The sequence below is a fragment of the Acidovorax sp. genome (genome assembly GCF_016783915.1).
GTDB lineage: Bacteria > Pseudomonadota > Gammaproteobacteria > Burkholderiales > Burkholderiaceae_C > Acidovorax.
This window is the reverse complement of record NZ_JADHVT010000009.1, coordinates 36,611-50,537: the sequence shown is the minus strand read 5'-3', so window position 1 is coordinate 50,537 and position 13,927 is coordinate 36,611. Positions and strand designations below refer to the sequence as shown.

Sequence of the window (13,927 nt, the reverse complement as noted above, 5' to 3'; positions counted from 1 at the left end):
CGATTGCTTCAGGCGACGACGCAAGCGTGATCAAGGTAGTCACGCATGGCATTGATCACGAGGGCTGGGTTGCTCATATGCGCGCAATGGCCGGCAACGTCGAGCACTTGCAGTGTGCTGTCCGGCAGATGTGCATGCAGATACTCCCCGACGGAAAGGGGTGCCAAAGTATCGCTGCGGTGTTGCAATAGCAGTGATGGCCGCGAGACTTTGGCAAGGTCAGCCCGGTTGTCCGCGAAGAATGTGGCCCTGGCGAACACCTTTGCAACTACCGGGTCCGTCGAACAAAAACTGTTTGTCAGCGTGCTGGTGACGTCGCCGGCTCCTGCATTCCCCGCAACCACCGGCGCCAGGTAGTTGGCCCATCCCATGTAGTTCTGATCCACCAGCGCCAGCAGACCTTCCAGGTCGTCACGCTCGAAGCCCCCCGCGTAGCCGGGCGGGTCATTCAGAAAGCATGGAGACGGGCCCAGCAAAATCAGCCGGTCAAACAGCGAAGGCCGCTCGATGGATGCGAGCATGCCGATGCTGCAGCTGACGGAATGGCCTACAAAGGTCACCCCCTCGCTGAGGCCAAGGGCATCGCACACTTCCAGGACATCCAGCGCGTAGCCCCGAAGATCGGCATACCGCAGCCGGTCAAACGCCGCGCGGTCCGAGCCGCCGCTGCCCACATAGTCGAACAGCACTTGGCGGTGCGTAGCTCTGAACGCAGGTGTCATCAAGCCCCACATATCTTGATTGCACCCAAAGCCGTGCGCGTACATGAGCACAGGGCCTTCATCGCCCAGAACTTTGACATTGTTTCGCTTCAAAACGCTGCTCATGACGCATCTCCTCGGGTTGATACGGTATCAGGGCAAACAGGTTCCTGCCATTTCGCAGGTTGCCATGAACTATAGCGACGCAGGTGCTGCTTGACCGGGTGAGATGGGCGGTGACGCGGCCAAACCCCGCGTTTGACAATAGTTTGCAGTTCGGCTGTAAATCCGGGTGCAACGCCGTCTCACTGGTGTGAGACGGGCAAGATCGTGGTGTCCTGGCTATTTGTGATGGCCGGTAACTCGGGTGCGATCCAGCACTTGGCAGGCATGAAGGACTCCAAAGTGATCGTAGCGATCAACAAGGCCCCAGAGGCGCCGATCTTCAGCACAGCCGACTATGAGTTGGACGCTGATCTGTTCTCCGTTGAGCCAGAACTGGCCGCGCCGCTCCGGTATAGCCCAGTGCATCTGCTGGTAACAGCCCCAAGGTATCGCAGGCAATGCCATTTCTATCGGACCAGCGTCGGGCAAAGGCCGCTGTGCGCCTCATAGCGTCAGTTCGTCAATCCGATATCGGTGGTGGCAATTGCTACAAAACTGCCTTTGGCTGAGGCGAAGCCACAGGCAGCAGTGTGCCGATGGACACCTGGCCCCGGTCCCCTCCAGCTGCCTGCTTCAAAGACCTACGGAGGGTTGCGCGACACCGCTACATAGCAGCAGCTCAACTTCTCCCTCAGGTCTGGTTGGGCATCGGGGTTGGACAAGCCTGTAGTTCCATCGCATGCGACCTGGTTTTGCCGACAGGAGTCGGGCCAACGTTCCAGATCGTCATCTAGAGCCATCCACTGCCGGGGCTTTTAGCGCTGAGCGTCTTCTTGAGCCTGCACCCCCCGGGGGGGGCGGAACATGGACAGGTTCCAAGGATCCACGCCATGCACACGCCTGTGGTACGTACCCGCAAATAAACCGGGCACGCAAAGAGGCAGAAAGGCGTTTGAGGGGCGCGCTGTACCCGGGACGGATGCACCAGGTGCTACTCAGTACCATGGTGACTGCTAGGTGGGTGGGAGCAACGACTCCAGGATAGGGACCTATTCGACCAGGGAACGTCCTGCAGCCTCACTAGGGCATCATGCAGATGCCTTTGCGGGGATGACCTCACCTACGCGACCGATTGGAGGGGCGCCGCTGCTCCCAGTTCTTAGGCCCACATTGATAGGGGCGAATATCTCACCAACTTCTTCCTACTGATCAGGCAGAAATAGTTAGCACACACTTGCAAACAATGTGCTTTTAACTGCTGGCTAAGCCGCATTGCGACCCAACCAACGCACGACCCGCTGCTCAAAGGGGTGGGGCCAGATTCCTGAAATCCGCCGAAAAACAGGCACGGAAGATTGATGAAACGTCATCAAGAACAATTTTCCCTTTAAAAATCAAATAGTTACGCGATTTTTTCGCACCCAAAAAATACAAAACTCAATGAGAAAAATACAAAACTCGAGTGGAATCGACAACAAATATTGTCAAACAGTGTCCATGGGCAACCTGACGGGAACTCCGGGCTTAGCACTCAGTCAGAGAGAGTGCTAATATCATGGCTTAGAGGAAAGGATTCCCGGAATGAACATTCAATCTGGAACCGCGACGATGTCTCTGGCGCCCGCCAACCCTTGGGCGCTAGTGCCCCCCCTGGGCAATCTGGACGCCTACATTTCGGCCGTCAACCGCCTGCCTCTGCTCACGCACGAAGAAGAGCAGACCTACGCACGCCAGCTCAAGGAAAACAACGATCTGGACGCCGCCGGCCGGCTGGTGATGTCGCACCTGCGCCTCGTGGTTTCGATTGCACGCCAGTACCTGGGCTACGGACTGCCCCATGGCGACCTGATCCAGGAAGGCAATGTGGGCCTGATGAAGGCCGTCAAGCGCTTCGACCCCGATCAGGGCGTGCGCCTGGTGAGCTACGCCATGCACTGGATCAAGGCCGAGATCCACGAATACATCCTGAAGAACTGGCGCATGGTCAAGGTAGCGACCACCAAAGCGCAGCGCAAGCTGTTCTTCAACCTGCGCTCCATGAAGCAGGGCTTCAAGGCAGACGCCTCGGCCGCTGATGCCGCCACGCACCGCGACACCCTGTCTGACCATGAGATCGACGCCGTGGCCGCGCAGCTCAACGTGAAGCGCGAAGAAGTCATCGAAATGGAAACCCGCATGGCGGGCGGCGATGTGCTGCTGGACCCAGCTCCGTCCGACGATGGAGAGCAGGCATTTGGACCCATCGCCTACCTGGCAGATGCGTCGCACGAACCCACAGCCATGATCGAGTCGCGCCAGCGAGACACCTTGGCCACCGACGGCATTGCCAACGCGCTCGCCAGCTTGGACGACCGGAGCCGCCGCATCGTGGAAGAGCGCTGGCTCAAGGTCAACGACGACGGTAGTGGCGGAATGACGTTGCACGACCTGGCGGCTGTCTACGGCGTGAGCGCTGAGCGCATTCGCCAGATTGAGGTGGCTGCCATGAAGAAGATGAAGAAGGCGCTGGCCGAATACGCCTGAGCGCATTAGACGGCGGGGTTAATATCCCCGGCTGCAGAAGTTGCCTCGCGGGGCCCCAGTTCTGGGGCCCCGTGTCGTTTGGGCCCCGAATATTTCTCAAGGAGATTGCTCCCTATGCCATCACGTTCCGCCTTTCCTGGCCGTGTTTCCCGCCGTGCTTCGCTGCTGATTGCGCTGGCTGCTGCATCCCCCTGGGCGCTGGCGCAGAACGCCGGCAAGCCCGCCACAGCGCCGGCGCCGCTGGCTTGGCCCACCAAGCCCCTGAAGATCATCGTGGGCTTCCCGGCCGGCTCTTCCCCCGACCTGACGGCACGCACGTTCTCGGAACCCCTATCCAAGGCTTTGGGCCAGCCCGTCATTGTGGACAACAAGGTAGGTGCGGGCGGCAACATCGGTGCCGACGCAGTGGCCAAGGCCCGTGACGATCACACCATCGGGCTGATGATCAACGGCAACATGACAATTGCCAAACTGCTGAACCCGGCCGTGCCGTATGACCCGATCAAGGATCTGGCACCACTCAGCCTGATCGGCACCTCGCCGCTGATCCTGACCGCACCCGTCAACCAGCCCGGCGTGGCCGCCAACAGCAGCGCCCGCGACTTCTTCGTGGCTGCACGCAATGGTGGCGACAAATGGAGCTATGGCACGCCTGGCGTGGGCACAGTGGGCCACATTGGCACCGAGCTACTCAAGGCGCGCAGCAACATCAACCCCGTGCATGTGCCCTACCCTGGCTATCCGCAGGTGGCCAACGCGATGCTGGGCGGCCAGCTGCAGATGGCGCTGCTGCCCCCGGCGTTGGCACAAGCCCAGGTGCGTGCGGGCAAGCTGCGCGCGATCGGCGTGACCTCCTCCGGGCGCAGCCCGCTGGCACCCGAGGTGCCGAGCCTGGCCGAGGCAGGCATCAGCAACTTCAACCTGGAGATCTGGAACGCCTTCGCAGCACCCGCCACCATGCCCAAGCCTGTCCAGGCCAAGCTGGCCGCACTGATCAGCGAGATAGCGCGCAGCGAGGAGGTGCGCAGCAAGCTGTTCCAGCAAGGATGGCAGACAGTGGGCTCATCGCCCGAAGGTTTGGCCAACCGGATCAAGGCCGACACCAACCTGCTGGGCGGCGTGATTGCGATGCGCGGCATCAAGGCCGAATAAGCCCCAAGGGCGCTGGATTATGCGGGGGCTGCACGGCGCCCCGCATAGCGGCGGCCTGTTACAGGCCCCGGGTCGCCAGTGGGCTGGGCTAGCCCCCGGCCTCTGCCAACAACACCTTCACATCGGCGGCCAGGGCCTGAGCACCACTGCCGTAGCGGTTGTACACCCGCAGGCGCCCTGCGGGGTCGTACACATAGCTGCCTGCCGAGTGGTCCATGGTGTAGCTCGTGGGCGTCTTGCCATCGACCTTCTTGTAGTAGATCTTGAAGTCCTTGGCGACGGCAGCCAGCTGCTCCGGCGTGCCGTACAGCGCCAAAAAACTCGGATCGAAGTTGCCCATGTAGGCCTTTAGCACCTCGGGCGTATCTCGCTCCGGGTCTACCGTCACAAAAATGCCCTGCAGTCGGTCGCCGTCCTTGCCCAGCATCTGCTTGACCTCGGCCAGCTCCTGCATCGACGTGGGGCATACGTCGGGGCATTGGGTGTAGCCGAAGAACACCACCACCACCTTGCCTGCAAAGTCCTTGATGTGGCGCGGCTGGCCGTTGTGGTCGGTCAGCGGAATGTCGCGGGCATATTCGGCGCCGGTCACATCCACCCCCCGAAACTCGGCCTTTTTCTCGGAACATGCGCCCAGGAGGCCTGTAGCGCATAAAGATATTGCACTAGCAGCTATCAATTTAAGAGCGTTTCGTTTCTGCATGGAGATCACAGCACATAGTGGTCCACCAGCAGTGCAGCAAACAGCACGCTCAGGTGGATGAGGGAAAAGCGGAAGGTCTTGCGGGCCAGGGCGTCCGAATAGTTGCGCCACAAGGCGAACGCGTACCCACAAAAACCCAGGCTCAACAGAATGGCCGCAGCCAGATAGATCCAGGAACTCATGCCGTAAATGAACGGCATCATGCACCCGGCCAGCAGGATCAGTGTGTATAGAAAGACCTGCAACCGCGTGAACTCATTGCCATGCGTGACGGGCAGCATAGGCAAGCCGGACTTGCGGTAGTCCTCCACCCGGTACAGGGCCAGCGCCCAGAAGTGCGGTGGGGTCCACAAAAAGATGATGAGGAAGAGGATGAGCGCCTCGGGCCCCACGTCGTTGGTCATGGCTGCCCAGCCCAGTACCGGTGGCATGGCCCCGGAGGCGCCGCCAATCACGATATTCTGGGGTGTCAGGGGCTTGAGGATCACGGTGTAGACCACCGCGTAACCCACAAAGGTCGCAAACGTCAGCCACATGGTCAGCGGGTTGATCCACACATACAGCAGCGCGGAGCCTGCGGCACACAGCACGGCCGAGAACAGCAGGGTTTGCGCGTTGGACAGCTCACCCTTGGCCGTGGGGCGCCAGGCGGTACGCTTCATCTTGGCGTCGATGCCTTGCTCGACGATGCAGTTGAACGCGGCGGCAGCCCCCGCCACCAGCCACACGCCCAGGCTGGCCAGGGCCATGTGGCCCAGTTGCGCAGCGTTGGGCAGACCGGGCACGGCCAGCACCATGCCGATCAGCGCACAAAAGACGATGAGCTGAACCACGCGGGGCTTGGTCAGCGCATAAAACTGCTGAAACCGCGAAGGCGGCGCAGCAACAGCGGAGGGGGCAACACTCATGCAGATACTCTCGATGCGCCCGTGGGCGCGGAAAACTCTCGGGGCGCGGGTGCCACGCGGCTGGACACCAAGGCCCAGGTCAACACCACCACCAGGGCTGCAGCCCCACCGGTGTGCAATACCGCTGCAACCAGAGGCCAGTCCAGCACCACGTTGGACAAGCCCGTCACCAGTTGCAGCAAAGCCAGCCCGGCGAGCCAACGCGCCTGCGCGGGCAATACGCCACTGCGGTGAAAACGCCAGGCCACCAGGCCCAGCGCCAACAGCACCACGTAGGCCATCAGGCGGTGCACATAGTGAATGGCAGTGAGCGCAGCAAAGCTGATGTGACTGCCATCTTGCAACATGCCCAGCCTGCGCCAGATTTGAAACCCTTGCGCGAAGTCCATGGTGGGCCACCAACTGCCCTGGCACATGGGGAAGGTGGTGCACGCCAACACCGCGTAATTGGTGCTGACCCAGCCGCCCAGTACGACCTGAAGGGCCAGCAGCAGCCCGGTCCCCACCAGCCCCCAGCGCAGCGCGGGTGAAACGCCCACCGGTATGCGCCCCTGGGCACTGTGGGTATGGCGTACTGCCTGCACACACAACAGGGCCAGCAGCACCAGGCCACCGATCAGGTGCAGGGTGACGATGGCGGGAAAGAGCTTCATGGTCACCGTGAGTGCACCAAACGCACCCTGCAGACACACCCACAACAAGGTCACCGTGGGCCACCAGGGGCTGAGCGGTGGCTCTTGTCCGCCATCGCGCCGGGCACGGCGTTGTTGCACCCAGGAGGCTATGGTCAGCACAATGATCAAGACCCCCACGCCCGTGGCGAGATAGCGGTGGATCATCTCGATCCAGGCCTTCCCATGGGTCACCGGGCCGGTGGGCATGGCCTCCTGGGCGGCCGCGATTTCCGCACGGGCACCCACTGGACTGGCACTGCCGTAGCAGCCGGGCCAATCGGGGCAGCCCAGCCCCGAGTCGGTCAGGCGCGTGAAGGCGCCGAAAAGCACCAGATCAAACGTGAGGAACAGCGTCAGCACGGTGAGCGCCTGCAGGCGCCGCATGGGCGAACTGCGGCGGTTACGCACCCACACCCAGGTGAGCGGCCCTAGCGCAATCACCAGGCCCAGCAGCATCAGCTCCAATACCGGTGCGAGGTCGTACAGCGGTTGCATATCGGTCATGGCTTGCCCGGACGCCCCGGCTCATCCCACGACGACGAAGCGCGCAGCAGTCGTTCCACGTCACGTTTGGCCCTGGCGGCGCCGCTGGTGTCCATGGCGGCCGGAAAGCGCATCATCCAGTTGCCCATCGGGTCCACCACGTAAAGATGATCCGCCAGCTGCTGGCCTGGGGCGGGCTCCAGCCAGGCCTTGAGCGCATCAGGGTCCACCCGCAACACGGTCGCTTGTTGCAGGGCAGGCGCCAGGGCGGCTGGTGGCTGGGCGTTGTCGTTGATCAGCCAGATCCAGTCCATACGGTCTTTTTCCTTCCCCAAGCTCTCGCGCAACTGGCGCTGCAGATACAAATGCTTCTGGCAGGCCGGGCCGCAGTCGCCCCCTGCCACGCTCACCAGCAACCACTGGCCCTTGAGGGACTCCAACCGGGCGGCCCCGCCACCGAGCGTGGAGGCGGTGAGCGCTGGCAACGTACGCTGGGGGTTGATCAGCTCGCCGTAATTGCGCCGTCCCTCGGGACGGATCACGTAGTAAGTGAAGTACGAGGCGACCACCGGCGCAGCGCAGATCAGCAGCACGCCGAGCATCTTCCAGCGCCCATGGCGCGCACGTTGCGCGTTGACGACCGCGTCCCCCGCCTCGGGCAGGGTGTGCACGGTCAGCCCCAGCGGGTGCTCCGCACGGGCACCTGCCTGGGAATCAGGCGGCAGGCTGGCTGCGCGGGCGAATGAACCGTCGGACGATTTGGAACCAGACATAAAGAAGTGCTATCAGGCCACAGAGCCCGAACCATTGAAATGCGTAACCATAGTGTTTTTCGACGCCTGCGCCGACCACAGGCCAGTCGCGCTGCAGGCCATCGCCCGCGTCGCCCACTGTGCCTGTCTGCAACACCGTAAGGGGGGCGAACGCCAGACCGGTTTCGGTGCGGAACGCTGCCAAGTCAAGATTTTGCCGGATGCGAGAAGACCCCTGTAGGCTATCGCCCCCCTGGAACTCGTACAGCCGGGAAGGCGCGAGGGCCACCCGGCCTTGTATGCGCACTTCGGCGTCAGCCGTCGTGTTCACCAACGGCAACTGCGAGCGGTCCTGAAAATTGCGTGCCACCCATCCACGCTGCACCAGCACCACCCCAGCGCCCGCCCCAGAGAGCTGCAGCGGAGTCAGCACAAAGAAGCCAGGACGCCCCTGCATCTGCCGGTTGTCCAGATACACCGTGTGTTCGGGCAACCAGCGCCCCTGCAGCGCCACAGCGCGGTGTACCAAGGCCTGTTGCGCCTCAGGCGTTGCGCTGGCAGGCTCTGTCAGCGTTCGCCCATCGATGGCTGGCAGAGTGGCACGGGCATCCAGCATCGCCTGTAGCGACTCCTTCTGGGCAGCACGCGACAGTTGCCAGCGCCCCAATGAGGCCGTGACCAGCATGCCCACCACAGCAGCCAGGGTAATCAGCCAAAAACGCAGGTCCACAGAACGGCGAAGGGGGGTCACAGGATAATGCGCTCCATGAAATACCTCGTAGTGCTGGCGTTCGTCGCCATTTTGGCCAGCCTGGCATCGGCCCTGTTCTTCATGATGCGCAATGGGCGCGACGACAAGAGCAAGGGCAACCACATGGCCAAGGCGCTGGCGGTGCGTGTCGGGCTGTCCATCGTGCTGTTTCTGTGCATTCTGGTGGCCTGGCAGCTGGGATATATCCAGCCCACCGGCCTGCCCGCCACCCGTTGAACTGAGGGCTTGGTCCGCAGCCTGGGAGGCTTGGGCCCATCACAGGCCACCACTGGCCAGCACGCACAGAGGGTGGAACAAAAAAAGCGCCGCGAGGCGCTTTTTTTGATGGCGTCCGGGCCTGACTTACATCCAGTAGACCAGCACGTACAGACCCAGCCACACCACGTCCACAAAGTGCCAGTACCAGGCGGCACCTTCGAAGCCAAAGTGCTTGTCAGCCGTGAAGTGACCCTTTTGCAGGCGCAGCGTGATCACCAGCAGCATCAACATGCCCAGGAACACGTGGAAGCCGTGGAACCCGGTGAGCATGAAGAACGTGGAACCGAACACACCCGAGCTGAGCTTGAGGTTCAGGTCGGTGTACAGGTGGTAATACTCGTAGCCCTGCACCAGCAGGAACACGAAGCCCAGCAGCACCGTGGCCCACATGAAGCCAATGGTCTTGCCACGGTGGTTTTCACGCAGAGCGTGATGGGCGATGGTCAGCGTCACGCCCGAGGTCAGCAGAAGAGCGGTGTTGATGGTGGGCAACCAGAAGGGGCCCACGGTCTGGAAGGGCTCGATGATGCCCGCAGGCGAAGCGGTGACACCAGCCGCCATGCTGGGCCACACTGCCTTGAAATCGGGCCACAGCAGCGCATTGTCCAGGCTGCCCAGCGCAGGCACCGAGTGCGAGCGCGCCCACCACAGGGCTGTGAAGAACGCGCCAAAGAACATCACCTCAGAGAAGATGAACCAGCTCATGCTCCAGCGGTACGACAGATCGATCTTGTGACCATACAGGCCTCCTTCGCTCTCACGCACTGCGTCGCCAAACCATTGGTACAGCGTGAACAGCCACCAGACCAGCCCCACGGCCAGGGAATATTTGCCCCAGTCATGGCCATTGATCCATTGGCCTGCGCCCAGGATCACAAAGAACAGACCGGCCGCGGCCATCACCGGGTGGCGGGACTCGGCGGGCACATAGTAGTACGGGGTTCCGCCGTGGGTTGATGCACTCATTTCAGCTCCTGATTCTCAAAATCTTTGTTTTCAGTATTTGTTCGCACGAACCAGCCAACACACACTCACACAATCCAGTTCACCAGCCCGATCAGACCAATGACGAGCAAGAAAACCGCGAACAATCCCACCACGATGATGTGAATCGGATTGAGCTTTTCGACATCTTGCTGGTACTCGCTGCCTTTGCGCAAGCCAATCAGCGACCATGCCACTGCACGCACCGTGCGCAGCAACGATACCTTGCGGTGCAGGGGCTTGACGTATGCCGACGGCTCCAGTGGCGCACTCATGACCCGGACCCTTGCAAACCTGCAGAGCCGGGCGCGGGCAACACGACCGCCGCCGTCGATTCGGGCGCTGCCGGTGTCTTGCCGCCCACCTCGAAAAAGGTGTACGACAGCGTGATGGTGGTGACGTCTTTGGACAATTTCGGATCGATCACGAACGCCACGGGCCAGGCTTTCTTTTCACCAGGCTCCAGCGTGTACTGGTTGAAGCAAAAACATTCCAGCTTGTTGAAGTGCGCTGCGGCCTGGCGGGGTGCGTAACTAGGGATGGCCTGGGCGGCCATGCGGCGGTTTTGTACGTTCTGAAACTCGTACATCACCGTCGTCAATTCCCCCGGATGCACCTGCACGGAACGCTGCGCTGGCTTGAAGTCCCACGGACCGCGCGAGTTCGCGTCAAACTCCACCGTGATGGTGCGCGACTTGTCCACCTGCGTGTTGGCGGGCACCCGCACGTCCTTGCCTGCCACGCCGTTGCCTGGCACCTGCCGCTCGGACAACGACAGGATGTTGATGCCCGTCATTTCGCAGATGTGCTTGTAGATCGGGATCAGCACGTAGCCAAAGGCAAACATGCCAGCCGCAATCACGACCAGCTTGCCGACCATCTTGGCGTTTTCGCGGTGCAGGCTCATGGTGTTGGCCGGTGGCTTCAGCTGGACAGCAACACCACCTTGACCATGAACCCGACAAAGAACACCACCGCCACGGACGCCAGGATCAGCGCCAGCCGCAGGTTGCTCTTTTTTTGCTCGGTGGTCATGGACATGGTGTTCAGCCAATCACGCGGGTTGCGGTAGCGTCCAGCTTGGGAGGATTCTCAAACGTGTGGAAAGGCGCAGGGGATGGGACTTCCCACTCCAGGCCTTCGGCGCCATCCCATGGCTTGGCCGTGGCCTTTGCACCCTTGCCACGCATGGCAGGGATGATGACTGCCACAAAGAAATACACCTGCGCCAGACCGAAACCAAACGCACCCACCGACGCGATGGCGTTGAAGTCGGCGAACTGCATGGGGTAGTCGGCATAGCGACGTGGCATACCTGCCAGGCCCAGGAAGTGCATCGGGAAGAAGGTGATGTTGAAGAAGATCAGCGACGACCAGAAGTGAATCTGACCACGCGTTTCGGAATACATCACCCCCGTCCACTTGGGCAGCCAGTAGTACACGCCTGCAAACATGGAGAACAGCGAACCGGCCACCAACACGTAGTGGAAGTGGGCCACCACGTAGTAGGTGTCTTGCAGCTGGATATCGATGGGGGCCATGGCCAGGATCAGGCCGGTGAAACCACCCATGGTGAACACGAAGATGAAACCCACGGCAAACAGCATGGGGGTTTCAAACGTCATGGAGCCGCGCCACATGGTGGCAATCCAGTTGAAGATCTTCACGGCCGTAGGCACGGAGATCAGCATGGTGGCATACATGAAGAACAGCTGGCCGGTCACGGGCATGCCGGTCGTGAACATGTGGTGGGCCCACACAATGAACGACAGGATGGCGATGGACGAGGTGGCATACACCATGGAGGCATAGCCAAACAGCTTCTTGCGGCTGAACGCGGGCACGATCTGGCTGATGATGCCGAAGGCCGGCAAGATCATGATGTACACCTCAGGGTGGCCGAAGAACCAGAAAATGTGCTGGTACATCACTGGGTCACCGCCGCCGGCGGGGTTGAAGAAGCTGGTACCGAAGTGGCGGTCCGTCAGCGTCATGGTGATCGCGCCAGCCAGCACAGGCATCACGGCGATGAGCAGGTAGGCAGTGATCAGCCAGGTCCAGGCGAACATCGGCATCTTCATCAAAGTCATGCCGGGAGCGCGCATGTTGAGGATGGTCACGATGATGTTGATCGAGCCCATGATGGACGAGGCACCCAGGATGTGCATCGCGAAGATGCCCGCATCCATGGAAGGGCCCATCTGCAGCGTCAGCGGTGCATACAGCGTCCAGCCTGCAGCGGGAGCACCGCCAGGCATGAAGAACGAACTGACCAGCATGAGTGCCGCAGGAATCATCAACCAGAAGCTGAAGTTGTTCATGCGTGCAAAGGCCATGTCGGATGCGCCAATTTGCAGAGGGATCATCCAGTTCGCAAAACCCACGAAGGCCGGCATGATCGCGCCGAACACCATGATCAGGCCGTGCATGGTAGTGAGCTGGTTGAACAGCTCGGGGTTCACCAATTGCAGGCCGGGCTGGAACAGCTCGGCACGGATCAGCAGGGCCAGGATGCCGCCGACCATCAGCATGGTGAACGAGAACAACAGGTACAGCGTACCGATGTCTTTGTGGTTGGTGGCAAACACCCAGCGGCGCCAGCCGGTGGGGCCATGGTGGTCGTGGCCGTCGTGTGCGTGGTCGCCAGCGTGCCCGTGGTTGTCGAGTACTGCGCTCATGGTGAATTCCTCAATACGATGGGGCGATGATTACTTGCCACGCTGGGCCACAACTTCAGCTGGCTGCACCAGCTGGCCGGTCTTGTTGGACCAGTTGTTCTTGGTATAAGTGACCACGGCGGCGATGTCGGTGTCGCTCAGCTGCGCCCATGCAGGCATGGCGCCATTGTTCTGGCCCTTGAGCAGCACCTGAATCTGCTTGGCATGGTCGGCATCGAGCACTACGGCAGCGCCGTCAAGTGCCTTGATCGGGCCAGCGCCCTTGCCGTTGGCCTGATGGCAGGCTGCGCAGTTGGCAGCGTACACCTTCTCGCCGCGCTTGAGGATGTCGTCCAGCGCCCACACCTTGGTGGGGTCGTCCAGCTTGGCGGCAGCCTTCTTCTTTTGGTCGGCCACCCAGGCGGTGTAGTCCTCAGCGGAGACAACCTTCACATGAATGGGCATGTAGGCGTGTTCCTTGCCGCACAGCTCAGCGCACTGGCCATAATAGTCACCGATTTTTTCAGCACGGAACCAGGTGTCACGCACGAAGCCGGGGATCGCATCCTGCTTGATACCGAAGGCAGGCACCATGAAGGCGTGGATCACGTCGTTGGCCGTGGTGATGATGCGGATCTTCTTGTTGACCGGCACCACCATGGGGTTGTCCACCTTGAGCAGGTAGTTGGCGGGAGCGTCCTTGACGTTGCCGCTGTCGGACATCACGCGATGACTGCTGTCCAGCGTGGAGATGAACGCCAGGCCTTCGCCTTCGCCCGTGATGTAGTCATAGCCCCACTTCCACTGGTAACCCGTGGTCTTGATCGTGAGGTCGGCGTTGGTGGTGTCCTTCTGGGCCACCAGCACCTTGGTGGCAGGCAGGGCCATGAGGATCACGATGATGAACGGAACAATGGTCCAGACCACTTCCACCGTCACCGACTCGTGGAAGTTGGCAGCCTTCGCGCCCTTGGAGCGGCGATGCTTCCAGATCGAATAGAACATCACAGAGAACACTGCAACAAAGATCACCGTGCAGATGATCAACATCATCCAGTGCAGAAAATGTTGCTCTTCTGCGATCTTGGTGACGGGCGGCGCCAGGTTGAGCTGGTTGACTGCAGGGCCGCCAGGCAGGTCCTGAACGGCATGGGCTGCGGAGCCCACCCATGCACCGGCAATCAGCAGCAGAGAAGCCAGCTTGTTGGAAATGCTCTTCATAGTTCTCACTTACTTCTAAGCCTCAATTTAACCA

General features: G+C 61.2%; 16 protein-coding genes and 1 pseudogene. 4 read left to right on the top strand and 13 right to left on the bottom strand.

All coding sequences use genetic code 11. From position 1 onward, the window contains the following. Positions 1-8 precede the first annotated feature (8 nt). Positions 9-827, bottom strand: a complete 819-nt coding sequence (locus ISS20_RS03790) for an alpha/beta hydrolase (RefSeq protein WP_291433846.1) — start codon at positions 825-827, stop codon at positions 9-11. Positions 828-977: 150 nt separating this feature from the next. Between ISS20_RS03790 and ISS20_RS03785 the strand changes: the two are divergent. Then, a pseudogene (locus tag ISS20_RS03785) lies at positions 978-1,214 on the top strand (electron transfer flavoprotein subunit alpha/FixB family protein); the annotation flags it as partial. Positions 1,215-1,447: 233 nt separating this feature from the next. Here ISS20_RS03785 and ISS20_RS23640 read toward each other — a convergent pair. Further along, on the bottom strand, positions 1,448-1,606 hold the full coding sequence (locus ISS20_RS23640) for a hypothetical protein (protein ID WP_366827576.1): 159 nt from the start codon (positions 1,604-1,606) through the stop codon (positions 1,448-1,450). A gap of 781 nt (positions 1,607-2,387) precedes the next feature. Here ISS20_RS23640 and rpoH point away from each other — a divergent pair. Both rpoH and ISS20_RS03775 read left to right on the top strand, forming a co-directional pair. After that, entirely contained in the window at positions 2,388-3,329 is a 942-nt protein-coding gene (gene rpoH, locus ISS20_RS03780) for an RNA polymerase sigma factor RpoH (RefSeq protein ID WP_291433845.1), read from the top strand. Between the two features lie 114 nt (positions 3,330-3,443). After that, positions 3,444-4,481: a tripartite tricarboxylate transporter substrate binding protein gene (locus ISS20_RS03775; protein ID WP_291433843.1), complete on the top strand. Its 1,038-nt coding sequence runs from the start codon at positions 3,444-3,446 to the stop codon at positions 4,479-4,481. A gap of 88 nt (positions 4,482-4,569) precedes the next feature. Here ISS20_RS03775 and ISS20_RS03770 read toward each other — a convergent pair whose 3' ends face one another. Genes ISS20_RS03770 through ISS20_RS03750 form a run of 5 tightly spaced genes read right to left on the bottom strand, consistent with a single transcriptional unit; the run spans position 4,570 to position 8,752 of the window. Next, the gene (locus ISS20_RS03770) at positions 4,570-5,184 is read right to left on the bottom strand and encodes an SCO family protein (protein WP_291433841.1); all 615 of its coding nucleotides are present in this window, start codon (positions 5,182-5,184) and stop codon (positions 4,570-4,572) included. 5 nt (positions 5,185-5,189) lie between these two features. Next, on the bottom strand, positions 5,190-6,092 hold the full coding sequence (gene cyoE, locus ISS20_RS03765; RefSeq protein ID WP_291433839.1) for a heme o synthase: 903 nt from the start codon (positions 6,090-6,092) through the stop codon (positions 5,190-5,192). Then, positions 6,089-7,270, bottom strand: a complete 1,182-nt coding sequence (locus ISS20_RS03760) for a heme A synthase (RefSeq protein ID WP_291433837.1) — start codon at positions 7,268-7,270, stop codon at positions 6,089-6,091. The genes cyoE and ISS20_RS03760 overlap by 4 nt, the downstream gene beginning before the upstream one ends. Beyond that, complete coding sequence (locus tag ISS20_RS03755; RefSeq protein ID WP_291433835.1) at positions 7,267-8,022, bottom strand: hypothetical protein; 756 nt, start codon at positions 8,020-8,022, stop codon at positions 7,267-7,269. Before ISS20_RS03755 ends, ISS20_RS03760 begins: the two co-directional genes overlap by 4 nt. Next, positions 7,964-8,752 (bottom strand): SURF1 family protein, encoded by a 789-nt coding sequence (locus ISS20_RS03750; RefSeq protein ID WP_291433833.1) that lies wholly within the window; start codon positions 8,750-8,752, stop codon positions 7,964-7,966. Before ISS20_RS03750 ends, ISS20_RS03755 begins: the two co-directional genes overlap by 59 nt. Before the next feature lie 15 nt (positions 8,753-8,767). On the opposite strand from ISS20_RS03750, the gene ISS20_RS03745 reads away from it, so the two are divergent. Further along, entirely contained in the window at positions 8,768-8,989 is a 222-nt protein-coding gene (locus tag ISS20_RS03745; RefSeq protein ID WP_291433831.1) for a twin transmembrane helix small protein, read from the top strand. Positions 8,990-9,115: 126 nt separating this feature from the next. Here ISS20_RS03745 and ISS20_RS03740 read toward each other — a convergent pair whose 3' ends face one another. The 6 genes from ISS20_RS03740 to coxB form a co-directional block, all read right to left on the bottom strand. Next, complete coding sequence (locus tag ISS20_RS03740; RefSeq protein ID WP_291433829.1) at positions 9,116-9,997, bottom strand: cytochrome c oxidase subunit 3; 882 nt, start codon at positions 9,995-9,997, stop codon at positions 9,116-9,118. A gap of 65 nt (positions 9,998-10,062) precedes the next feature. Further along, positions 10,063-10,290 (bottom strand): DUF2970 domain-containing protein, encoded by a 228-nt coding sequence (locus ISS20_RS03735; RefSeq protein WP_291433828.1) that lies wholly within the window; start codon positions 10,288-10,290, stop codon positions 10,063-10,065. Continuing rightward, on the bottom strand, positions 10,287-10,922 hold the full coding sequence (locus ISS20_RS03730) for a cytochrome c oxidase assembly protein (RefSeq protein ID WP_291433826.1): 636 nt from the start codon (positions 10,920-10,922) through the stop codon (positions 10,287-10,289). The genes ISS20_RS03735 and ISS20_RS03730 overlap by 4 nt, the downstream gene beginning before the upstream one ends. Before the next feature lie 17 nt (positions 10,923-10,939). Continuing rightward, complete coding sequence (locus tag ISS20_RS03725) at positions 10,940-11,050, bottom strand: cytochrome oxidase small assembly protein (RefSeq protein ID WP_291433859.1); 111 nt, start codon at positions 11,048-11,050, stop codon at positions 10,940-10,942. A gap of 11 nt (positions 11,051-11,061) precedes the next feature. Next, a complete protein-coding gene (ctaD, locus tag ISS20_RS03720) occupies positions 11,062-12,693 on the bottom strand; it encodes a cytochrome c oxidase subunit I (protein WP_099731038.1) in 1,632 nt (543 codons plus the stop codon). A 30-nt stretch (positions 12,694-12,723) separates the two neighbouring features. Then, positions 12,724-13,893 (bottom strand): cytochrome c oxidase subunit II, encoded by a 1,170-nt coding sequence (gene coxB / locus ISS20_RS03715; RefSeq protein ID WP_291433822.1) that lies wholly within the window; start codon positions 13,891-13,893, stop codon positions 12,724-12,726. Positions 13,894-13,927: the final 34 nt, after the last annotated feature.